Genomic DNA, 22508 nt, shown 5'->3' with positions numbered 1-22508 from the left:
AGCCCCAGATCGCAGCACTCACCAGAGGGAGCATCCATGGACACACCATCCATCGAGTCGAGCACCGGTTCAGCAGGGTCGAAGACGGCCCCTGCCCGCATCGCACTGGTGGGTGTCCATGGCTTCGGCCTCCACCATCTGGGTAACCTGAACCGGCTGTCCGCAGAGGGACTGGTGCAACTCGTGGCCGTGGCCGACCCCAACCCGCCTGCTCCCGGCGCGCTGCCGGACACCACCGCCGTGCACACGGACCTCGCTTCACTCCTCGCCGGAAACCACCGCCCGGACGTCATCATTGTGGCCACCCCCATCCAGACCCACGCTCCGCTGGCATTGTCCGTCCTGGCGTCGTCGGCGGACCTCTACTTGGAGAAGCCGCCTGTCGCGTCCATGAAGGATTTCCTCCAACTCCAAGGAGCGGCCCGCAAGGCTGGCCGCAGCGTCCAGATCGGTTTCCAAAGCCTTGGGTCCCACGCCCTGGAGGCCCTCGAGCACCTCGCAAACGGTGAAGCGACGGCTGAGCTTCCCACCATCGGCAGGCTCAAGAGCATTTCCGCCACCGGCCGCTGGGTACGGGACCGCGCCTACTACAAACGATCACGTTGGGCCGGGAAGCGGAGCATGGACGGCGTCGATGTGGTGGATGGCGTAGCCACCAACCCGCTGGCCCACGCCATCGCCACCGCGCTCCGGATCGCCGGGGCCCGCGAAGCAACCGACCTGGTATCCGTGGACACGGACCTCTACCGGGCCAACGACATCGAATCGGACGATACCTCCGTGATCCGGCTGCGCACCGCGGACGGGCTGACCATCACGTGCGCCCTTACTCTTTGTGCCAGTGAGTCCGTGGAACCGTACATCACCCTGCACGGCAGTGCGGGAACGGCGGTGTTCCACTACACCGAGGACCGCGTCACGGTGACAACGGACGCCGGCGAAACCACGCACACCTTCGGCCGCGACGACCTGACGGAAAACCTGCTCCAGCATCTGTCCGACGGCACTCCGCTGCTGAGCCCGCTGGACCACAGTGGCGCCTTCATGCGGGTCCTTGAGGCCATCCGCACTGCCGAGGCTCCCACGGCCATCCCGCAATCTGCGGTCAACTGGGTGGGTAAGGACGAGCAAGCCCACGCAGTGATTCCCGGGATCGAGGAAACCCTGGAGCGCGCCACCAAGGCGAACGCCACGTTCTCTGAGCTTGGCCTTCCGTGGGCCACCCGGGACTCCTCCGGCGCCGAACCGCTGTTCGAAGCAGCGACCGGGTCCACGCAGGGCTCAAACACCACGCTGCGCACCGGCGCGGCCTTGGACCACGGCCTGTCCCCCCGCCCCTACCTCCACCCGGTCTCCACGCAGTTGGGAATCGTCGTGACGGATCATCTGCCCATCGACCACGCGTGGCATTTGGGCGCCGGCTTCGCGCTGCAGGACGTCAACGGCAGCAACTTCTGGGGCGGACGCAGTTATCGTCGCAGTGCAGGAAAGTACGTGGACCTCCAGGACCACGGTCGGATGGACATGCAGAGCATCGACCGCGGGCAGGACTCCACAAAGCTGAACCTTGGGTGGATCGGTGCGGACGGAACCGCGCTGCTCACCGAACGGCGCACTCTTCTCCGTTCGTCGGTTGACCAACGCACGTGGCGCCTGGATCTCCGGACGGAACTGACCGCCGTCGTCGATGCCACGCTGGGGAGCCCTGGTTCGCACGGCGCCGCAGGCAGCGGCTATGGCGGATTCTTCTGGCGGCTGCCCGTCAATGGCTCACCGCGCGTCTTCTCCTCCACAGCTGAGGGCGAGCCTGCCGTGCACGGCTCGGTGTCGCCGTGGCTGGCCTGGGCAGGAGAGTTCGACGGCGGACCTGCCACCTTGGTGTTCGGGGCCCCGCCGGAGTCGGCCGATCCGTGGTTCGTACGCCTGGACGGATACCCGGCCGTCGGATCTGCCCTCGCTTGGGATGCGCCGGTGGAACTCAAGCAAGGCGAAACGCTGAGCCGGACAGTTAGTGCATGGATCAGCGATGGAATGCTGGACACAGCGGAGATCGAGGGTCTGGTGGCTGCACGGTGAACCCGGTCTCCCCCGCCGGATTGAAAGCCACCCATCTCAGCACCCAGGGCCTTCTCCGATGCCTCACCGCTCCCGCGCACCCGACCTTCGGCTGGCGACTGGAAGCAACGCCGGACGCGAGCGCAGCACAGTCAACGCAGGCCGCCTACCGGATCAGGATCTCTGACAGCGCAGGTTCAGAGCTCTGGGACTCGGGCACAATCCCGTCCACTCAGCAACACCACATCCCCTACACAGGGCCTGGCCTGCTACCGGACCGCGATTTTCACTGGACAGTGCAGCTAACCAGCGCTGCCGGTGTGATTGGGGAGCCCAGTCGGCCGGCGCAGTTCAGCACGGGCCTGGGCGCCGGAGCCGACAACGCCTGGGACGCGGAGTGGATCCACCGGGCACCGGGTGGCCGGGCAGCCCTGCAGCTCATGGACGGCTTCCTGCGCGTGAGCGGCAGCCCTCGCCTCCCGTGGCCGGTTTCCGCCGCCGGTCCGCTGCGCATCACCGCACAATTCCGGCTGCGCCTGGGCACGGCAGGAATCCTCCTTCGAAGCGATGGCGCGGGCCAGGGTTTGCTCCTTGAGATCAAGCCCTACGGTGCCGCCCTCCTTCGGCGGGCCCCGTTCTGGGAGATCGGTGCCGCAAACGCGCCGCACACGGACCCCCTCGCCGAGACGCGGGGATTCGACAACACGGCAGCCTCGCGGGCGGGCAGCGTTCCCGCCGATGGCTGGCAGGACCTCACCGTTACCGACGACGGCGAGCGGATCGTCGTCGTCGTCGATGGCACCGAGGCGCTCACTGCGAACGTGCCCAGACGCACGGGAGACGGGACAGGCCTGGCCTTCCATCAAGCACCACGCAGCCAGGCGGAATACCGTTCACTGGCCGTGACCTCAGGCGGCATCCCCCTGCTGGCCTCGGATTTCGCGGAAACGGATGCCCTTGATGGATGGGACTTCACCGCGCCCCACCGGCAGCCGGATGAGTGGACCCTCGCGAAGGCAACCCTCCCGCTAAAGGGCAGGGTTACCCGCGCCCGGCTGTATGCGGCCGCCAGCCATCACGCCCGGTTCTCCATCAACGGCAAAACCTGCCTCGAAACCACCAACTTCGGCTATCCGGGCGAGCAGTCTTACGATGCCGCCGACGTCACGGAAGCCCTCCAGGAAGCCAGCTCCGTGACCGTCGACGCCCTGGCCCACTGGTATGGCCCTGGCCAGGGCCGCGCCGCGGGTCGCCCCGGGTTGCTGGCCCAGTTGACGGTTGATTACGACGACGGCACCCGGGACGTCTTTGGGACCGGCCCCGAGTGGTTGCTCGCCGAAGGCCCCTACAGGCAGGGCGGCTACCGCAACGACGAAGGCGATCAGATCGAACATCTGGACGCTACGGCCTGGCCGGCGCCGGAGGAGTGGACTCCCGCGCAGTCGCTGGGCAAGCACCCCGTTCCTGACTTCCCTTCGCTGCAAGCCAACCACACGTCCGTGGCACGGCGGGAGGTGTCCGCCGTCGAAATCCTCACGGCAGCAGACGGTACGCCCGTGGCGGACTTCGGCAGGGTCCTGCCCGGCCGTCCACTGGTGGACTTCCGCAACGGGCGACGCGGCCGAACCGTCCGGATGCGCGCCGGATACACCTTGCTCGGCAACGGGCGCGTCAACACCGGCAAGACCGCCAGCCAAAACACGGACATGTCGTTCCCCTATACGCAGCTCGATGGGCCGCAGCAGTACGAGGCCGCCGTCCACCTTGGCTTCCGTTACTTGGAATTCCCGGGCCTGGAGGTTTCTGAGCTTGGGCGCGTAGCCGCCGTCGCAGTTCATGCCGAACACCCCGACGAGGCGACCTTCAGCAGTTCGGATCCCGTGCTGGACCAGGTCTTCTCCTTGCTTCGGGACTCGGCCTTGTATGGCGTGCAGGAGCAGTTCGTGGACACTCCCACCCGCGAGAAGGGACAGTTCCTGGCGGACGCTGCGAACATTTCCTACGCCACCATGGCGTTGTTCGGAGAACGGCAGTTCACGGCCAAGGCTCTGCGTGAATTCGCTGCGTCGGCGGCCCGCTACTGGGACGCCGCGGAGGAGCGTGGCCGCTACAACGCCGTGTACCCGAACGGCGACGGGAAGCGCGACATCCCGGATTTCTCGCTCATGATGCCGGAGTGGGTTGAGGACTACCACCGGAACAGCGGCGATGACGCGCTGGTGGCCGAACTGCTCCCCTGCCTGATGGATACGGCAGAGTACGTCCTCCGCCACATCCCTGACGACGGGCCAACGGCCGGCCTGGTCACCAACCTGGGTGGCGGTTCGGGCCCCTACCTGCATGGCATCGTGGACTGGCCGGCGCCCGGACGGTTCGGTTACGACATGGATTGCGCCGCACGGACCACCGTGAACGCACAGGCCTGGTCAGTGCTCGACGTCGTCAGCCGACTGTGCGCCGACGCCGGACGCCCGCAGGACTGGGCGCGGTTCGCTGCCGCGGCTGCCGCTTTGGCGGACCGCATCGCAGCGAGGCTGCGGGTGGATGGCGTCATGGTGGACGGTTTGCACGCCGATGGGCGTCCCAGCCTGAATGCCTCCCAGCACGCGACGTCGTTCCCGTTGTCGTTGGGCATCACACCATCAGAGCACTCCGCCAAAGATGCCGAACGCCTTGCGGGAATGGGCATGCGCCAGGGCCCCATGACAGTGCACCGCTTATTCCGGGCGCTGCTGGCCGAGGGCCGAGTGGACGATGTCCTGACGCTCCTCACGGATGCCACGCAACCGGGATGGGCCCGGCAACTGGAAGCCGGAGCGTCCTTCACGTGGGAAGCGTGGGACCTCGTGGAAGGCACCGACTACAGCCAGTCGCATGCTTGGTCGGCGTCTGTGGTACGGGAGATCTTCGAGTACCTCCTCGGTGTCCGCATTACGGAACCGGGGGCTGCCGCCGTCGTGATTCAGCCCCCGGCGTGCCGGCTGGAAGCGGCCCAAGGCACCATCCCCACCCAGCGCGGTCCGATTTCCGTTGCCTGGCGCCGAACACCCGACGGTGTGGAGTTGGAGTACTCCGTTCCGGCGGGTGTCACAGCAGAGGTCAAGCTCCCGCGAGATGGCACTTAATGCCAATGTTCCCGGCAGGGATTGGCATTAACTGCCATCTCGCGGAGGATCTCAGTTACGCAATTGGCTCTTCGCCTCGGGGTACGCCTTCTTGGCCGCTTCCTCCGGCGAAAGCCGGTTGAAATGGACCTCCATGCCGTAGCGTCCCAGTACCTCCATGACCGAGCTTGAACCGGCCGGCGGAACTGGAACGGCATCGCCCAATTCGGCGGAGATCTCGTCGATGAACTTGGCGGTGGCGGCGTCTTCTGGCGTGAGTTTCGGGGTGATTGCCGCACGTACTTCGGAGTTGCCCGGGATGCCGCGGTCTGCCAGCGCGATTTCGCCCGCTTCAACGCTGTTGGAGAGGAAGTCGATGAACTTCTGCACTTCGGCCGGGTGCTTGGTGCGCGAACTGGCGGACCAGAACTGGGACGACTTGTAATACTGCTGGGCATCCGCAGCGGAACCATCCGTGCTCGGCGGCCGGTGGATCTCCAGTGCCTGGCCGGAAGCCTTGCTCAAGGCAGGGAGCTGGTTGGACCAGTACCACGCCAGGGCGAAGCGGTTGGTTGCCAGGCCCTGCTGGTCCACGGATGCCGTCACGTCCTCCGTCATCACGGAGGCCGGAGGCACGGCTTTGGAGTCCCTGAGCTTGGCTTGGTATTCGTACCAGCCCTTCAAATCGTTCTCGTCGAAGCCAAACGTGCCATCGTCGGCGAAGAGCTTCTTGCCGTGCTGGCGGAACCAAAGGTTCATGGGTGCGTCGCCTGTGACCGCTCCGGATCCATACACGCCGTCCTTGCTCTTCGACGTGATGTCAGCGGCGGTCTTGCTGTACTCGTCCCACGTCCAGGTCTTGTCGTCAGGGAGCGTGACTCCGCTGGCCGACAGCAAGGACGGATTGGCCAGGACCACCTGCGCGTTTACGCCAGCGGTGATGGCGTACTGCTTACCGTCCACTTTGCCGGCGTCCGCCACGGCCTGATCGAACTTGGATTGGTCCACGTCCTTCAATTCCAGCAAAGCTCCGCGCCCGGCGTATTCACCGAGGTAGGCCGCGTCCATCTGGATAATGTCCGGTGCGTCCTGCGAAGCGACCTGTGTGGCGAGCTTGTCCCAATAGCCGGACCAGTCGCCGTATTCGCCCTTGATCTTGATGTTGGGGTTCTTGGCTTCGAAGGCATCAATAAGCTTCTGGGTCATCTTGTGGCGGACATCGGAGCCCCACCAACTGAAGCGCAGGGTGACGGTCCCATCCGACGCCGCCTGGGGTGAGCCGCCACAACCGGTCATTGTTATGGCTACTGCTGCCGCGGCTGCGGCGGCCTTGATGGACAGGCCTGTGAAAGATTTTCGTGCACGAATCGACATCTGGAGTCCTTGTCTTGAACGCAGGTGAGTCTTGCAGATGCGCGTCGGAGAAAACGCTTTCTCAGCGTAGGTGTGCGTTACGTCACAAGTCAAGGTATTTTTTGTGAGTTTGGGGCGGCAGCGTGTTCACAAATGATCAAAGGCTCTCAGTCCGCGGAAGGCTGCGACTTCCGCGGCTTCCGCAACGTCCGCGATTTCCCGGAACTCAGGTACAGGAGCAACCCGATCACAGCCGCCGAAACCATGCCCAGCCCGCCAGTGGCCACCAAGCCCGCGCGGACCCCGAACTCCTCCGTCAGCCAGCCCGCAAGCAGGCCGCCCAAGGCATGTCCACCGAGGAGCAATGGAAGGTACAAAGCCAGCACGCGGCCGCGGACATGGGCCCCTGCTTCCAGTTGCACCGCCGTCGCAGCGCTGGTGAGGAACATGAGGGTCATGAAACCCACCACCACCAGCAGCACCACGAACGATTCCTGCGTCGGCATCAACGCCGCGAGCAGTTGGCTCAGGCCGAACAGCCCAGCACTGGCTACGATCCCTTTCCTGCCAAATCGCTTAATCCGGGAAGCCAACAGTGCCCCGGCGAGAGCGCCCAAGGCACTGACCGTATTGAAGAGCCCGAAACCCGTGGGACCGCTGTGCCAAACCCTGTCAGCGAAGGCAGCCAGGACCACCGGACCGTTCATGCCGAAGGCCCCCAGGAGTCCGGCCAGGAGCATGGTGAGCAGGAGCGGCGGACGGACCCGCACAAAACGGAAACCGGCCAGGATTTGGCCACGACGGCCACCAGCCGCCGAGTGCTCCGGGGCGTGGTGGAGTTCGCTGGGCCGAATCGCGGCGATCATGACCAACACACCAACTCCCACCACAGCATTGCCGGCAAACGCAGCGGCCGGCCCTGCCTTGGCTATGACGATTCCTGCGAGCGCAGGTCCCACCATGGCTCCCAACTGACCGATGGCACTGTTGAGGCCGATGGCCGCAGGAAGGCCCCTGTCCCCCACCACCTCGTTGACGAATACTTGCCGGGCCGGACCGTCGATTGCGCTGGTCACGCCGAGTGCGATGCAACTTGCGTAGACGACCCACACATCGCTTCCACCCGTGGCGTTCCAGACCGCGAGGCCCGCTGCAAGCACCGCGGCCACGGAATGGCACACCAAGAGGATCCGGCGCTTCGGGAAGATATCCACCAGCACTCCGCTGAGGGGTCCCACCACCAACATCGGAAGGAACTGCAGGGCGACTGCCACGCCCACCGCAGCTGGGCTGCCGGTCAGTTGCAGCACCAGCCAGTCCTGGGCCAGCCGCTGCATCCACACGCCCCCGCTGCTTGCCAGGGTCAGGGCGATGAAAATCCGGTAGTTGTGGTGGCGCAGGGGGTAATGCCATGTTTCGGGGTTGGGAGCGGATGGATTCCGAAGGGAAGGCTGGTCAGTTTTGGGGCGCGGGGAGAACGGGCGCGGTGACACGGGGGCGGTCAGCTCTTATCTGTGCGATTCGATGTTGTGTGAACGGATCTTGATGGCGGCCACAGCGAGGATCAGGGCGCCGGGTATGACGACGAACAAGGCCTGGAGCATCCACACGAAGACCGCCGCCATGCCGAGGGCCGCCAGCAGCAGGAGTGAGCCGCTCCAGTCCCGCAGGGAATCGTTCTTGGCATGGGCGTAGGCAGCGGCCCAGCGTACGGGACCGGAGGGGTCCACCTCATCGCCGGCCTCCGGATCCCAGGCAACGCCGCTCCAGTTGCCGCACGTGCGCAAGAGCAGCACCGCGGCCCCGGCCGCCAGCACAACGGTTGCCGGGAGGATGACTGCCCGCCCCGGCAGTTGACCCACCAGAGCGAGCAACAGGTTAAGGACAACCACGACGGCGGCTGCCGCCGTCGTGATTCCAAACTTCCAACTGCCCGGCAGCGCCCGCCGGAAGGTGCCCCAAAGGGTTTTGAGGGAGTCGTCCCTGCCGCTGAGGTGCCGTTCCAGATGTGCGACGCCGGCGGCATAGGCAGCCGGCGCCGTCACCAACGGCAGGGACAACAGGAGCACGATGACGCCCGTTAGGATTGTTTCGGAGAACAGGGCGAAACGGTTGACCGGAATGCCCGGCTTGTCCGGGGACTTTCCCGTGGTGTCCATGATGCTCATTGTTCTTTCCTTAACCCTTGAGGCCTTGGGTCGAAACGCCTTCGACGATGTAGCGCTGGAACACCAGGAAGAAGACCAGCACGGGCAGCAACGCAAGGACGGACATGGCGATCATGGCGCCGTAGTCCGAGCTCTGGGTCTGGTCCACGAAGAGGCGAAGCGCCAGCGGCAACGGGTATTTCTCCGGGGTGTTCAGGTAAAGCAGCGGGCCCAGGAAGTCGTTCCAGCTCCAGATGAAGGAGAAGATCGAGGTGGAGATCAGGGCCGGCTTCATCAGTGGAAGCATGATGGAACCGAAGATCCGCACGTGTCCGGCGCCGTCGATGCGGGCTGCTTCGTCCAGCTCAGCCGGGAGGCCGCGCATGAACTGGACCATGAGGAACACGAAGAACGCGTCGGCGGCGAGGAACTTTCCGATCAGCAACGGAACATAGGTGTCCACCAAGCCAAGCTGCTGGAAGATGATGTATTGCGGGATGATCACCACGTGGAACGGCAGGAGCAGGGTGGCGATCATCATGCCGAAGAACAGGCCGCGGCCGGGGAAGTTGATCCGCGCGAAGGCATACGCCGAGATGGACGCCGACAACACCGTGCCCACCACCGCGCCCACCGCAAGGATCAGCGAGTTGGTGAAGAACGTCAGCGTGGACACCCCGCCGATACCGTCCATGGCGGTGACGAAGTTGTCGAAGCTGAAGTTGGCCGACCACAGCGAGGTGTTGCCGCCGCCGATTTCCGAGTTCGGTTTGAAGGACGAGGCCATCATCCACAACGCGGGGTAGAGCACGATTCCCACCAGCGCCAGGGCAACGACGTGGAAGATGAGGCTCTTGATCCTCTTGGCCGTTCCGGATTCGGCTTTCGGGTTGTACGCCGGTACCTGAACCGGTGCGGACTGTTTGGGGGTTGCCATGGTTGTCATTTCGAATCACCGCTGTAGTGGACCCAGGACTTGGAGGTCTTGAAGAAGATCAGCGTGATCACGCCGACCACGATCACCAGGAGCCAGGCCATTGCCGAGGCGTAACCCATCCGGAAATCGCTGAAACCACGCAGGTACAGGTAGAGGGTGTAGAAGAGGGTGGATCCTGCAGGACCGCCTTCACCGTTGGAAATGATGTAGGCCGAGGCGAAGATCTGGAAAGCGTGGATGGTTTCCATGAGCAGGTTGAAGAAGATCACCGGGGAGAGCATGGGCCAGGTGATGTTAAAGAACTTCCGGACCGGTCCGGCACCGTCCATGGAAGCGGCCTCGTAGAGGTCGGCGGGGATCTGCTTCAGGCCCGCCAGGAAGATCACCATCGGCGCACCGAACTGCCATACGGTCAGCAGGATCATCATGGGCATGGTCATGGACGGGTTGCCTACCCAGCCGCCGAGGTTGATGCCGAAGAAGGACAGGCCCTGGTCCACCGGACCCGAATCGCCAAACATTGCCTTCCACACGATCGCGATGGAAACGCTGGCACCGATCAGCGAGGGCGCATAGAACGCCGACCGGTAGAAGCCTTGGCCCTTGCGCTTGCTGTTGAGCAACATGGCCACGGCCAGGGCCGCAGCAAGCTTCAGCGGGGTACCGAAGACCACGTAACTCAAGGTCACGCCCACCGATTGCAGGAACCGTTCGTCCTGGAACAAGGTGGTGTAGTTGTCCAGGCCGATCCACTTGGGGGCTTCAAAGAGGTTGTAGTTGGTGAAGGACAGGTACAGCGAGGAGATCATCGGGCCCACGGTCAGGGCGATGAATCCCAGCAGCCAGGGCAGCAGGAACGTGTAGCCGGCGCGGGCATCCGCACCCCGCCGCCGCGACGTGCGCGGCTGCGGAGTAGCGGACGTCCGGGAACGCCTGCTCAGGGTTGGGCTTTGAGTCACTTTGAGAGTCCGTCTTTGTCAGGGAACCCGAGGTTCAGGCGTTCTGCTTGATGAGGTCTTCGGCTTCCTTGAACCACGCGTCAGCCGCGCTGTCCACGGTCTGCTTGCCGTAGTTGAGTTCGGAACTGATGCGCTTGAAGGAGGCCTCCAAGGTGCCGAAGCCGACGATGGGCGGCTCGGGAGCGTCCTTGAGGTACTTCTCGATCGACTTCTCGTAATCCACCACGAGCTTGTCGGTACCTTCGAAGGTGGTGCCGTCGCGCTGGGTCTTGGAGGCCGGAACACCACGGGAGGTCTTGAAGATCTGGCCAACCTCGGGGTCGTTGACCATGAAGTCGATGAAGCGGGCAGCTGCGTCCTTGTACTTGGTCTTGGCGCTGGCCACCATGAGCATGGAGGGCTTCAGGAACAGGCCGAGGTTGTCCGGATCGTCCGAGGGAACCGGGACGAGCTTGAGCTCCTTGGCGCCACTGTCCGCGAGGTAGCCGGCCATGAAGTTGTCCCACGTGACTTCCGTGGCTGTGACGTTGGAACCGAACGGGGACTTGGGCAGCAGCTGGGTGACTTTGTCCTCACCAACGATTGCCCCGGTGCTGCGAAGGCTTCCGGCCTGGTTCCACCACTTCTTCAGGTCGTCCTTGGAGAAGCCCAGCTTGCCCTCGTCGGTAAAGGCCTTGATGTTGTTTTGCCGCAGCCAGATGTTGAACATCCACCACACACCCGTGTAGTCGGTGCCGCCGAAGAGCGTGCCGTTGCCCTTGGAGCCAACTTCGCTGAGGAAGGCATTGAATTCCTTGTAGTTCCAGCTGCCGTCCGGCTCAGCGATACCCAGGGTCTTGAGCTTGGCGGGGTCGTAGTAAACAGCGAAGGCGTTGGTGCTGGTGGGGATGCCGAACTGCTTGCCCCTGATCTGTCCGGAAGGAAGGAGTGATTTGTCGAAGGCCTCGGTGTTGATCTTCACGCTGCCGAGGTCCAGGAGCTGGTTGCGCTGGCCGTAGTCCCGCAGGTAGGAAAGGTCCCATTGCATGACGTCCGGAAGGCCGCCACCGGCAGCTTCCGTAGCCCGCTTCTGCCAATAGCCGGCGAAGTCGGTGAAGTTGCCGTTCACCTTGATGTCGGGGTTCTTGGACTCGAAGAGTGCAATGGCCTTGCGGGTGCGCTCTGCACGGTCGTCGTTGCCCCACCACGTGTAGGTGATGGTGACTGGATTTTGGGCCGAACCGGTCTGCCCGGAGGACGAAGACTGGCCACAAGCGGACAGGAACGCGGCCGACGCCGTGCCCAAGGCTACCGTGGTGAGGAAATTCCTTCTGTTGATCATGAGAGCCTCCTTGCTCAGTTGGTGCAAGCCCCATTTTGTGATCATTACAACGTGGCAGTGATCTCGCTTACACTCGTTCTGAATCGATACAATATCCCCATTCGGGAATCTGGGCAAGCGTTTTCCAAGAACATGCTTTCGCAGCTTCCGGCCATACCATGTCCACACCAGCAGTCATCCAGAACGGCCAACCAGACAAAGGAGTCCCCTTGTCCACCACTGAAACCCCACGCGGTCCATCCGTGTGGGACAGCGTGCCCGGCATCGCCTACGGCGGCGACTACAACCCCGAACAATGGCCGGAAGACATCCGTCTTGAGGACATCGGACTCATGAAGGAAGCCGGCGTCAACCTGCTGAGCGTCGCGATCTTCTCCTGGGGGCTCCTGGAACCGAGCGAAGGGAACTACGATTTCGGCTGGCTCGATGACGTCTTGGACAACCTCCACGGAGCCGGCATCAAAGTAGCCTTGGCAACCGCCACAGCTTCACCGCCGGCCTGGCTTGCCCGCAAGCATCCGGAAATCCTCCCGGTCACGGCTCAAGGAACCCGGCTGGAACGTGGCTCGCGAAGGCACTACTCGCCCTCGTCGTCGGTGTACCGCAGGTACGCCACGGCCATGACCCGGGTCATCGCCGAACGCTACAAGGACCACCCCGCGCTGGCGTTGTGGCACGTGGACAACGAACTCGGCTGCCACGTGGGAGAGTTCTACGGCGAGGAGGATGCCGCCGCCTTCCGTCGCTGGCTCGAACGGCGCTACGGCTCCATTGATGGCCTGAACGAGGCGTGGGGAACTGCGTTCTGGTCGCAGCATTACGCCTCCTTCGAAGAGATCATCCCGCCAGGATTGGCGCCCACCACCCTCAACCCCGGCCAGCAACTGGACTTCGCCCGGTTCAACTCATGGGCCTTCATGGACTACTACCGCGAACTGTTGGCCGTGCTCCGCGAAGTGACTCCCGGGGTCCCGGCCACCACCAACTTCATGGTCTCCAGCGCAACCAAGACCCTGGACTACTTCGACTGGGCCAAGGACATGGACGTGATCGCCAACGACCACTACCTGGTGGCTGCCGATCCCGAGCGTGAAATCGAGCTCGCCTTCAGCGCCGACCTGACCCGCGGCGTCGCAGGCGGAGAGCCTTGGATCCTCATGGAACACTCGACGTCGGCCGTCAACTGGCAGCCATACAACCAACCAAAGATGCCGGGCGAAATGCTGCGCAATTCACTGGCCCACGTTGCCCGTGGCGCCGACGCGGTGATGTTCTTCCAATGGCGGCAAAGCAAGGCGGGGTCCGAGAAGTTCCACTCGGCCATGGTTCCCCATGGCGGCCGTGACACCCAGGTGTGGCGCAACGTGGTGGAGCTGGGTGGGGCCCTCGCGAAACTCGAACCGGTCAAGGGCTCGCGGGTCGAGTCCCGCGTGGCCATGGTGTTCGACTACGAGGCCTGGTGGGCTTCGGAACTGGACTCCCATCCAAGCCAAGGCCTGAAGTACCTCGAGACCATGCGGGCCTTCCACCGTGCGCTCTACCTGCGGGGCGTCACGGCCGACTTCGTCCACCCCACGGCCGATCTGGCGGGTTATGACCTCATCCTCGTCTGCACGCTGTACTCCGTGACGGATGAGGCAGCCGCCTCGATCGCGGCCGCTGCGGAGAACGGCGCGACTGTGCTGGTCAGCTATTTCAGCGGCATCGTTGATGAACGGGACCACGTCCGGCTTGGTGGCTACCCCGGCGCTTTCCGGGAATTGCTGGGCATCCGGACCGAGGAGTTCCATCCGCTGTTTCCCGGCATGTCGGTCACCTTGAGCGATGGAACTGCCGGCTCGCTTTGGGCCGAAAACGTTCAGGCCCTCGACGGAACCGACGTCCTGTCCACCTTCACCCACTACCCACTCGACGGCGTCCCCGCGCTCACCCGGAGGGCCACCGGAGCGGGCTCGGCCTGGTACTTGGCAACCCTGCCGGACTCCGAGGGAATCGACGCACTCACCACGCGACTGCTGGACGACGCAAAGGTGGAGTCCGTCGCCGAGGCGACTTCCGGCGTCGAACTTTCCCGCCGCCGCTCCGCCGACGGCCGAAGCTTCCTGTTCGCCATCAACCACAGCCACGAGGACGCCAGAGTGAAGTCCGACGGCGATGAACTGCTTAGCGGCGAACGTTTCGGTGGCGTTGTCCCCGCCGGAGCCGTGGCCGTCATCGCGGAAGACCCACCCAAGTAAGTCGCAGATCAGGTCGTTCCCAGCGCTGGGAACGGCCTCATCTGCGACCCAGTTGGGTGCGGGGCACGCAAAAGCGCCCCGGACGAATCATTCACGATTCGCCCGGGGCGCTTGGGTAATTCGATAAAGGCTAGGCGCCGATCGCGGACTTCATTTCGTCCACGGCCTTCTTGCCTGCTTCCTGGGTGGAGAGCCTGTTGAACAGGACCTCCGAGCTGTAGCGCTTCACGATTTCCTGGATGGCGCCAGCACCCTTCGGCGGGGCTGCCGGAGCCTTGCCGAGTTCGCCCTGGATGTCGCTGATGAAGGTGACCACCTTGGTGTCGGCCGGGGCCAGCTTGGACTGGATCGCTGCGCGGACATCGGAGTTCGGGTACACGCCGCGGTCAGCGAGGAGGATCTCGCCGGCCTTGACGTTGTTGGTCAGGAAGTTGATGAACTTGGCAGTCTCTTCCGGGTGCTTGGTACGCGAAGATGCGGACCAGAACTGGGAAGCCTTGTACCAAAGCTGGGTGTCCGAGGCCTTGCCGGTCTTGGACGGGAAGCGCAGGATCTGCAGCTCACCACCTGCAGCCTTTTCCAAGGCGGGCAGCTGGTTGGACCACCAGAAGGCCAGTCCGTTCTTGCCGGTAGCCAGGCCGCTTTGATCAAGCGGCGCGGCTTCGGCTTCCACAATCTCGGAGGCCGACGGGACAGCCTTCTTCTCGCTCAGCTCCTTCAGGAAATCCCAGTAGCCCGCGATGTCGGAGGGCTCGAAGCCCAGCTTGCCGTCATCGGTGTAGAGGGACTTGCCGTTCTGGCGCAGCCAGACCCCGAGTGAAGCCTCGTCCGTGCCGTAGGCGGCAGCGCCGTACGTGCCCTTCGGCGACTTCGCGGTGACCTCGGCGGCAATCCGCTCGAAGTCGTCCCAGGTCCAGGTCTTGTCGTCAGGGAGGGCCACGCCTGCAGCCTTGAACACTGCCGGGTTAGCCAGGATGGTGGCGGCATTGATGCCTGCGGCGATGCCGGTCAGGCCCTTGGGACCCTTGCCGGCGTTCAGTGCCGCTTCGTCAAGCTTGGAGGTGTCAATCTGGTACTTGGACAGGTCCAGCAGGGCGCCGCGGCTGGAGTACTCGGTGATGTATTTCTCGTCCATCTGGATGATGTCCGGAGCGTCGTTGGCCGCCACCTGGGTGGCGAGTTTGTCCCAGTAACCGGACCAGTCGCCATACTCGGCCTTGATGGTGATGTTGGGGTTCTCGGCCTCGAAGGCCTTGATGGCTTCCTGGGTCAGCTGTGCGCGCTTGTCGCCGCCCCACCAGGAGAAGCGGAGCTCAACCTTGCCGTCAGCACTCTTGGCCTCGGACCCTCCGCCGCAGGCGCTCAGGGCCAGGACGGCTGCTGCGGTTGCTGCGATAATGGCCGAGGCGCGAAGCTTGCGCCTCGACCGCTTGACCTTGGGTTCCGACGCACGCGCCTCCGACGCTGCGGCGTGGGCGACTGCTTCACCCTTGGGAAATACCGGCACTGTAGTCTCCGATCTTCTTTGATCCTTGATGCGAATGAGAAAACGTTTTCTCGTTGAATTTATGATACAAGTCACTAGCTTGTGTGACAAGTCTCATTTGTGGCTGGGTTCCTGAGGGGAGAGCGGGACTCTCCCCTCAACAGGGGCGCCTTGAGGCCTATTTGATGCCGGTGGTGGCGATGCCCTTGATGAGGAACCGCTGGCCGAACAGGAATACCAGGAACACCGGGAACAGCGACACGATGGACATCGCGAACAGGGAGCCCCAGCTGGTGGCCGATTGTGAGTCAACAAAGGCACGCAGCGCGACGGGGACGGTGAACATGTCCGGGTCCGTCAGGTAGATCAGGGCACCGAAGAAGTCGTTCCAGGTCCAGATGAACGTGAAGATGGTGGTAGTGGCCAGCGCCGGAACCATCAGGGGCAGGATGACCCGCAGGAAGATCCGGGGGTGGCCGGCGCCGTCAATGCGGGCTGCTTCATCAAGTTCCTTCGGGATACCACGGATGAACTGGACCATAAGGAACACGAAGAACGCATCCGTGGCCAGGAGCTTGGGCACGATCAACGGCCAGAAGGTGTTCACCCAACCGATCTGGGAGAACAGGATGTACTGGGGAACGATCACCACGTGGAAGGGCAGCATGATGGTCAGCAGCATGATGCCGAAGAACAGCTTCTTGCCCGAGAACTGGAGCCGCGCGAAGGCGTAGGCGGCCATGGAACAGGAAATCAGGTTTCCCAGGATGGAGCCCAGGACCACGATGGCGGAGTTGATCATGTAATGCCCGAACGGGTGAGTCAGCGCGGACCAGCCATCGGCGTAGTTGCTCATTTCCAGGTTCTGCAGCCAGAGGCCGGGTTCCCGGAAGATGAGGTCGTTCGGCCGCAGGGAGGAAACCACCATCCACAGCAGCGGGTAGATCATGACTCCGCCCACCAGGATCAGGATGGCGTGCTTGACGAGTCCCTTGATGCGGGCGCTGCGGCTGAAAGCCAGGGATCCGCGGGATTCGCGGCGGCGCGGGCTCTTGCCCGGCTGGTCGGCAGTGGAGCCGGAAGTGGCGGGCATGGTCTGAGTTTTAGTCATCGTAGAACACCCAATACTTTGAAGCGATGAAGTTAATGGCAGTGAATGCACCGATGATGACCAACAAGAACCAGGCCATCGCTGAGGCGTAACCCATATCGAACTGGCCAAAGCCCTTCTGGTACAGGTACAGCGTGAAGAACATGGTGGAGTCGGACGGACCGCCGTTGCCACCGGAGACGATAAACGCCTGCGTGAACGACTGGAACGAGCCGATGATCTGGAGGACCAGGTTGAAGAAGATGATGGGGCTCAGCATGGGGATGGTGATCCGCCAGAACTTCTGCAACGTGGTGGCGCCATCGACTTCAGCGGCTTCGTAGTACATGTTGGGGATCTGGCGCAGGCCGGCCAGGAAGATGATCATGGGGCTGCCGAAAGTCCACACGTGCAGCAGGATGATCGAGCCCAGTGCGGTGTTCGGATCCGAGATCCAGCCCGGGCCTTCGATCCCGATCATGGCCAGCACCTGGTTGACCAAGCCGGTGGTGCCAAAGATCTGCTTCCAGAGGATGGCAACAGCCACGGAACCGCCCAGGAGCGAGGGCAAGTAGAAGATGGAACGGTAGAACGGAAGTCCACGAAGGCCCTTGTCCAGGACCAGCGCGATCAGGAGCGCCACGGCCAGCTGCAGTGGCACACCCACCAGGACGTACGTGAACGTCACACGCAGTGAGTTGTGCAGGCGGGCGTCGCCGAACATGCGGACAAAGTTGTCCAGGCCAACCCATTCCGGCGGCTGCAGGAGGTTGTAGTCCGTAAAGGACAGGTACAGGGACATCAACATGGGTCCCACAGTGATGACCACCAGGCCGATCAACCACGGGAGAAGGAAGATGTAGGCGGCCTTGTTGTCGCGGCCGTTTGCCTTCTTCTCCTCCTTGGTCATGGGGCCTTTGCGGCGGGTCATCGAGGAGAGTTCGCCAATAGCGCTCATTGCGTCCTCCCTGCGTAACCCCGGACGCCCTGCGGCGTTGCGGGGTGATGCTGTGCGGCCATGTGGTCTCCTTTGGTCATCGTGGCCTTCCACGGAATTCGTGCTGGGAAATACTGCCTTCCGGGTCCGCCGGGGGCTCCGGCGCAGCCCCCTGGTTTTCCAGGATCCGGGTCCCGGCGTTCAGCGGCTCCGTACCAAAGTAAACGTTTTCTTGACCCATGTACAGCCTTTTGCTAATTTTTGAGAAAGCGTTTTCTGACGAAGGCGCTCCACAGGATTTTCTGCACGCTGAAGTAGTCCGGCGTGCGGTCCCGCGCACCCTATCCAACCCAGCAAAGCAGGACTCACTTGTTCCCAAAAACAGCCAAGGATACCGCTGCCGTGGCCGGGAGACAGGCACGCCCCAGTGCGATTGCCGGCTACGAAGATTGGCCCGCCCATGCGGCCAACAACTTCCAGGTGCCCGGCTCCCCCGCAGCCAAGCTGCTCGCCGAAACGCTCGGTGTTCCTGCCGTCACGCCGAATCCTGAGTGTTCGGTGGAGTGGGAAGTCGAAGACAACAATGTGGTCACGTCCAAGCTGACGTGGCAAACGGGCTTCGGTCCCCGGACGTCGGCCTGGTTGGTCAGGCCCGCCAACGCCACCGCTCCACTTCCCGGCATTCTCGCCTTGCACTGCCACGGCGGCATCAAGTCACACGGGGCAGAGCGTTTGGTTGGGATCCCGGCTGGGGCGCCAGCGCACGACGCCGGTACAGACTCCCATCCCGGGTTCGGCCCCGTGCCGCCTGGCTTGCGCGCAAAACTCTACGGTGGGCGGCCGTTGGCCACGTGGCTGGCCCGGCAAGGGTTCGCAGTCCTCGCCCACGATGCCTTCATGTGGGGCAGCCGGCGGTTCCACCTGGACACGCCGCCCTACCGGACCGCCCACGCGCTTGCCGGGCAGGAAGCACTCTGGCGGGAGGCCGGCGTCGTTCCTTCAGGAGCGGACCGCTATAACGCCGCGGCAGCCTCCCACGAAGAAACCGTTGCGAAGGCGGCTACCCTGCTTGGCTCAACGGTCGCCGGCACTGTGGCCCACGATGACCTCGCAGCCTTGGATGTCCTGGCCTCGCTCCCCGGCGTGGATGCCGGACGGATGGGTTGCATCGGGTTTTCGGGTGGCGGTGGCCGGGCCATGGTGCTCGCCGCCCTCAGCCCACGGATCCGCAGCGTCGTGGTGACGTGCATGATGACCACTTTCCACTCGTTGCTTCCCGCGTATCTGGACACACACTCATGGCTCCTTCACTCCTCGGGACTCCCAAGGTTGGGTGAGTGGCCGGACGTACTGGCGCGTTCCGGCGCCGAGTCGGTCCTGGTGCAATACGGCCTGCGCGACGAGCTGTTCCCGGAAGCCGGAATGCGCGACGCCGATGCGCACCTTAGCGCCACGGCGCCGGGCAGGTACACCGGCAGCTTCTGGGACGAACCACACGTTTTCACGCCGGCCATGCAGGAAGAGGCTGCACACTTCCTCGCCTCGCACCTGGCGGCAGAACAACCCTCAACAGCTTCAGCTAGGACCGACTCATGACCCAGCCCGCAACCACGAACACCGCAACGCTGCCACCGGCCGTGCCCCGTGTGGCATTGGTTGGCGTCCACGGCTTCGGCGAACGGCATCTGGACAACCTCCGTCGGCTCGGATCCGCTAGGAAGCTCCAATTGGTGGCCGTCGCAGATCCCTTGCCGCCCGCGGACGGCCAGCTCCCGGGCGATGTTGCCGTGTTTGGTTCCCTCGACCAGCTCTTGGCTGCGGGAGACGCCCCGGACGTGGTCATCATTTCCACGCCGATCCAGACGCACGCGCCCTTGGCCCTCGCCGCACTTGCCGCGGGCGCCAAAGTGTACTTGGAAAAGCCCCCGGTAGCCTCCATGGCGCAGTACGAGGATGTCCTGGCCGCCGCTCGGAAGGCGGGAAAACTGGTGCAGGTAGGGTTCCAGAGCCTTGGTTCCCACGCCATCCCGGCCATCCAGGATCTGTTGGCCTCCGGCGGGATCGGTGAGCTCCGCGGGATCAGCGCCACCGGCCAATGGCTCCGCACCAAGGCGTACTTCACACGATCCCGCTGGGCCGGCAAACGGAGCCTGAACGGTACGGACGTGGTTGACGGCGTAGCAACCAACGCTTTGGCCCACGCCGTCGCAACCGGCCTGCGGCTCGCGGGCGCCAGGACCGTCTCCGATGTGGAGCAGGTGGACACGGACCTCTACCGGGCCAATGACACGGAAAGCGATGACACCTCCGTGGTGCGGGTAACTACCGCGGAGGGAACTGTCCTGACCTGCGCGCTGACCCTGTGCGCCCCCGTGCAGGCTGCCCCGCTGGTCACGGTCTACGGCACGTTGGGGCAGGTGGTTTTCTCCTACACCGAAGACCGGCTGGACATCACAACCCCGGACGGGACCAGGAGCGAAAGCCACGGCAGGACAGACCTTCTGGAGAACCTCCTCACCGCGCAATCCGAGGAGGATCTCCTGAGCCCGCTCGGCAGCACGGGCGCCTACGTTTCGGTGCTCGAGGCAATCCGCACGGCCGAGGACCCGAAGCCCATCGGCCCCGACCACGTGGGTTGGGCGGGGGAAGGCGACCAGGCACACGCCGTAGTGCACGGCATCGAATCATGGATCCAGCGGGCTGCCTTGGGGCAAGCGACGTTCGCCGAGCTCGGAGCCCCTTGGGCGTCCAAGCCCCGCAGGCCGGAGATGGAGCTTGCCGGGACGGTCGTGGCCACAGCCCAGGACGGCTCCGGCGTCAAGCCAACGTCATCGCCCCGGCCCTACCTGCACCCCGTGCGGACCCTGGCCGGAACCGTGGTCACGGATCACGTTCCCGAGGATCATGTATGGCACTTGGGCACCGGCGTCGCTTTGCAGGATGTCGACGGCATCAACTTCTGGGGTGGCCGCACCTACACGCGCGACGCCGGGGCCTACGTCTGGCGCAAGGACCACGGACGCATCGTCCTTGAAAAAGCCGAACACTTTGCCGGGAGAAGGGTGGAACAGCTCGGCTGGATCGGTCCTGACGGCACGCGGATACTCAGCGAACAGCGCGAGTGGCGGTGGTCCGTCGTCGGGCATTCCGTCTGGAAGCTGACCCTCGACTTCAGGCTTGAGCCGGCCACCGGACGGACCGTGCTGCTGGGCAGCCCGGGTTCGAACGGCAGGCCACAAGGCGGCTACGGCGGCTTCTTCTGGCGGTTGCCGAAGGTCAAGGACGCCACCATCTGGACCCGGGACTCGCGCGGCGAAGACGCGGTACACGGGAGCGTCGCGCCTTGGCTGGCGTGGTCTGGAACGTTCGACGCCGGAACGGCGCCCGGCGGGCCGGGAGCCGGCGGTCTGGGCCATCCCGCGACGCTCGTTTTCCTGGCGTCTCCCCAAGCCCCGGACCCATGGTTCGTGAGGCATTCGGGTTACCCAGGCGTCGGTCTTTCCCTGGCCTGGGACACACCGGTCCCGGCAGAACCAGGCAATCCTGTCCGCCGCACCGTCACCGTCCTCATAGTCGACGGTTTCCTGGCCACCAACGACATTGAACAACTCATCTCAACCTTGGGGGAATCGGCATGACCGCTCCAGCACAGACCACTTCCTTGGCCGGCAACGCGCCCCGAACCGCACCCGGCAACGCCGCCGACCGCACGGTGAAACGCCGCCGCGTGCTGGACATCCTCGATGCCGCCGGGCGCGACTCGCTGCTGCTGACCACGCACACCGCGCTCACCTGGTACCTGGACGGAAGCCGCGTGCACATCAGCCTCGCGGGCGATCCCATCGCAGCCCTGCTCGTCGACCGCGAAGGCGACCACCTGGTCACCTTCAACAATGAGGCCGGACGCATTGCCGCCGAGGAATTGCCGCAGGGCGTCAGCCTCCACACGGTTCCCTGGCACGGCCCCCTGCAGGCCACGGCCGCAGCCCTGGCAAGTGACGGCGATCCGCTGCCCGAATCCGCGGTGACAACCGAACTCCGTGCAGCCCGGCAGCAGCTGCTCCCTGCGGAAGCAGCACGGTACGCCAAGCTGTCCGCAGATGCGGCTGCAGCCATGACCGACGTCCTGAGCGTGGCAACACCGGCGACCACCGAGATTGAGCTGGTTTCGGAACTCGCTGCCCGGATCGTTGCTGTCGGGGCGGAGCCGCTGGTCCTGCTCTGCAACGGCTCGGGACGGAGCGACTTCCGCCACCCCTTGGCTACGCACTCGCCGATTGGTCGACGCGCCATGGCTGTGGTGTGCGCCCGGCGGGACGGCCTGGTTGCCAATGTGACCCGCTGGGTAGCGTTCGACGCCGGCACCTCCCAGGAGCTCGACGCCGAGGCCCGCATCGCCGCTGTTGAGGCGGACATCTTCCGTGCGACGGTTCCAGGCTCGCGCCTCAATGACGTCTTCACGGAGATCCAGACGGCTTACGAGCGGCACGGCTTCGGCACGGACCAGTGGAAACTGCACCACCAGGGCGGTCCCGCCGGTTATGCCGGGCGTGATCCCCGGGTCACCGCCGACGTCACGGACACCATCGTGCTGAACCAGCCCTTCACATGGAACCCGTCCGGGCCCGGCGTGAAGATCGAGGACACTGTCCTGCTGACGGAGGGCGGCCTGGAGATCCTGACCCTCGACGAGCGGTGGCCTACTACGGAAGTGGACGGCCGCCGTCGTCCTCTGACGCTGCGTCCGTAAACCGGCGCGAACGCAGAAAGGGGCGGGGTCACCGTGATGGTGCCCCCGCCCCTTCCGCGTCCTCCGCCCAAGTAGGTCGCAGGTTGGCGCGGTTTGTTGGGTCAAAACCCGGGTGGATTTTAAAATATGCGA

At 64.2% G+C, this 22508-nt stretch carries 15 protein-coding genes; 6 read left to right on the top strand and 9 right to left on the bottom strand.

The window, feature by feature from the left end; genetic code table 11:
* Positions 1–36 precede the first annotated feature (36 nt).
* Both ACFVSJ_RS15040 and ACFVSJ_RS15035 read left to right on the top strand, forming a co-directional pair.
* The gene (locus ACFVSJ_RS15040) at positions 37–2076 is read left to right on the top strand and encodes a DUF6807 family protein (protein WP_387437670.1); all 2040 of its coding nucleotides are present in this window, start codon (positions 37–39) and stop codon (positions 2074–2076) included.
* Positions 2016–5180: a family 78 glycoside hydrolase catalytic domain gene (locus ACFVSJ_RS15035; protein WP_387437669.1), complete on the top strand. Its 3165-nt coding sequence runs from the start codon at positions 2016–2018 to the stop codon at positions 5178–5180. Before ACFVSJ_RS15040 ends, ACFVSJ_RS15035 begins: the two co-directional genes overlap by 61 nt.
* Positions 5181–5231: 51 nt before the next feature.
* Here ACFVSJ_RS15035 and ACFVSJ_RS15030 read toward each other — a convergent pair whose 3' ends face one another.
* The 6 genes from ACFVSJ_RS15030 to ACFVSJ_RS15005 all read right to left on the bottom strand — a co-directional run bounded on the left by ACFVSJ_RS15030 (position 5232) and on the right by ACFVSJ_RS15005 (position 11876).
* Complete coding sequence (locus tag ACFVSJ_RS15030; protein ID WP_387437668.1) at positions 5232–6533, bottom strand: ABC transporter substrate-binding protein; 1302 nt, start codon at positions 6531–6533, stop codon at positions 5232–5234.
* 146 nt (positions 6534–6679) lie between these two features.
* Positions 6680–8005 (bottom strand): MFS transporter, encoded by a 1326-nt coding sequence (locus tag ACFVSJ_RS15025; protein ID WP_387437667.1) that lies wholly within the window; start codon positions 8003–8005, stop codon positions 6680–6682.
* Positions 8006–8020: 15 nt separating this feature from the next.
* Complete coding sequence (locus ACFVSJ_RS15020) at positions 8021–8680, bottom strand: Poxvirus protein I5 (RefSeq protein WP_387437665.1); 660 nt, start codon at positions 8678–8680, stop codon at positions 8021–8023.
* A gap of 10 nt (positions 8681–8690) precedes the next feature.
* The gene (locus ACFVSJ_RS15015; protein WP_387437664.1) at positions 8691–9605 is read right to left on the bottom strand and encodes a carbohydrate ABC transporter permease; all 915 of its coding nucleotides are present in this window, start codon (positions 9603–9605) and stop codon (positions 8691–8693) included.
* Complete coding sequence (locus tag ACFVSJ_RS15010; RefSeq protein ID WP_387437662.1) at positions 9602–10555, bottom strand: carbohydrate ABC transporter permease; 954 nt, start codon at positions 10553–10555, stop codon at positions 9602–9604. The genes ACFVSJ_RS15015 and ACFVSJ_RS15010 overlap by 4 nt, the downstream gene beginning before the upstream one ends.
* Before the next feature lie 34 nt (positions 10556–10589).
* Positions 10590–11876, bottom strand: coding sequence for an ABC transporter substrate-binding protein (locus tag ACFVSJ_RS15005; RefSeq protein ID WP_387437661.1), 1287 nt, complete (start codon positions 11874–11876; stop codon positions 10590–10592).
* A gap of 209 nt (positions 11877–12085) precedes the next feature.
* Here ACFVSJ_RS15005 and ACFVSJ_RS15000 point away from each other — a divergent pair, with 209 nt between their 5' ends.
* Positions 12086–14113: a beta-galactosidase gene (locus ACFVSJ_RS15000; protein WP_387437660.1), complete on the top strand. Its 2028-nt coding sequence runs from the start codon at positions 12086–12088 to the stop codon at positions 14111–14113.
* A gap of 130 nt (positions 14114–14243) precedes the next feature.
* Here ACFVSJ_RS15000 and ACFVSJ_RS14995 read toward each other — a convergent pair whose 3' ends face one another.
* The 3 genes from ACFVSJ_RS14995 to ACFVSJ_RS14985 form a co-directional block, all read right to left on the bottom strand.
* On the bottom strand, positions 14244–15620 hold the full coding sequence (locus tag ACFVSJ_RS14995; protein ID WP_387437659.1) for an ABC transporter substrate-binding protein: 1377 nt from the start codon (positions 15618–15620) through the stop codon (positions 14244–14246).
* Positions 15621–15777: 157 nt separating this feature from the next.
* Positions 15778–16710: a carbohydrate ABC transporter permease gene (locus tag ACFVSJ_RS14990; RefSeq protein ID WP_387437658.1), complete on the bottom strand. Its 933-nt coding sequence runs from the start codon at positions 16708–16710 to the stop codon at positions 15778–15780.
* Positions 16703–17647, bottom strand: coding sequence for a carbohydrate ABC transporter permease (locus ACFVSJ_RS14985; RefSeq protein WP_387437657.1), 945 nt, complete (start codon positions 17645–17647; stop codon positions 16703–16705). Before ACFVSJ_RS14985 ends, ACFVSJ_RS14990 begins: the two co-directional genes overlap by 8 nt.
* Before the next feature lie 381 nt (positions 17648–18028).
* Here ACFVSJ_RS14985 and ACFVSJ_RS14980 point away from each other — a divergent pair, with 381 nt between their 5' ends.
* From ACFVSJ_RS14980 to ACFVSJ_RS14970, 3 genes are read left to right on the top strand one after another with little or no spacing between them, the layout of a single operon-like run.
* Complete coding sequence (locus tag ACFVSJ_RS14980; protein ID WP_387437656.1) at positions 18029–19222, top strand: acetylxylan esterase; 1194 nt, start codon at positions 18029–18031, stop codon at positions 19220–19222.
* The gene (locus ACFVSJ_RS14975) at positions 19219–21264 is read left to right on the top strand and encodes a DUF6807 family protein (RefSeq protein ID WP_387437654.1); all 2046 of its coding nucleotides are present in this window, start codon (positions 19219–19221) and stop codon (positions 21262–21264) included. Before ACFVSJ_RS14980 ends, ACFVSJ_RS14975 begins: the two co-directional genes overlap by 4 nt.
* Positions 21261–22376 carry a M24 family metallopeptidase gene (locus ACFVSJ_RS14970; RefSeq protein ID WP_387437653.1) on the top strand — a complete coding sequence of 372 codons (1116 nt, stop codon included), beginning with the start codon at positions 21261–21263 and terminating at the stop codon, positions 22374–22376. The genes ACFVSJ_RS14975 and ACFVSJ_RS14970 overlap by 4 nt, the downstream gene beginning before the upstream one ends.
* The last annotated feature ends 132 nt before the right edge of the window (positions 22377–22508 follow it).

The organism is Paenarthrobacter sp. NPDC058040 (assembly GCF_042885775.1).
Classification (GTDB): domain Bacteria; phylum Actinomycetota; class Actinomycetes; order Actinomycetales; family Micrococcaceae; genus Arthrobacter.
This window is presented reverse-complemented; position numbering and strand designations above follow the sequence as displayed.

What these genes read in the sequence shown, in the direction of transcription:
- ACFVSJ_RS14990 (WP_387437658.1), bottom strand. Translation starts at nt 16,710, where the DNA reads ATGACTAAAACTCAGACCATGCCCGCCACTTCCGGCTCCACTGCCGAC.
- ACFVSJ_RS15035 (WP_387437669.1), top strand. Translation starts at nt 2,016, where the DNA reads ATGGATCAGCGATGGAATGCTGGACACAGCGGAGATCGAGGGTCTGGT.
- ACFVSJ_RS15005 (WP_387437661.1), bottom strand. Translation starts at nt 11,876, where the DNA reads ATGATCAACAGAAGGAATTTCCTCACCACGGTAGCCTTGGGCACGGCG.
- ACFVSJ_RS14970 (WP_387437653.1), top strand. Translation starts at nt 21,261, where the DNA reads ATGACCGCTCCAGCACAGACCACTTCCTTGGCCGGCAACGCGCCCCGA.
- ACFVSJ_RS15020 (WP_387437665.1), bottom strand. Translation starts at nt 8,680, where the DNA reads ATGAGCATCATGGACACCACGGGAAAGTCCCCGGACAAGCCGGGCATT.
- ACFVSJ_RS14985 (WP_387437657.1), bottom strand. Translation starts at nt 17,647, where the DNA reads ATGAGCGCTATTGGCGAACTCTCCTCGATGACCCGCCGCAAAGGCCCC.
- ACFVSJ_RS15040 (WP_387437670.1), top strand. Translation starts at nt 37, where the DNA reads ATGGACACACCATCCATCGAGTCGAGCACCGGTTCAGCAGGGTCGAAG.
- ACFVSJ_RS14975 (WP_387437654.1), top strand. Translation starts at nt 19,219, where the DNA reads ATGACCCAGCCCGCAACCACGAACACCGCAACGCTGCCACCGGCCGTG.
- ACFVSJ_RS15030 (WP_387437668.1), bottom strand. Translation starts at nt 6,533, where the DNA reads ATGTCGATTCGTGCACGAAAATCTTTCACAGGCCTGTCCATCAAGGCC.
- ACFVSJ_RS15015 (WP_387437664.1), bottom strand. Translation starts at nt 9,605, where the DNA reads ATGACAACCATGGCAACCCCCAAACAGTCCGCACCGGTTCAGGTACCG.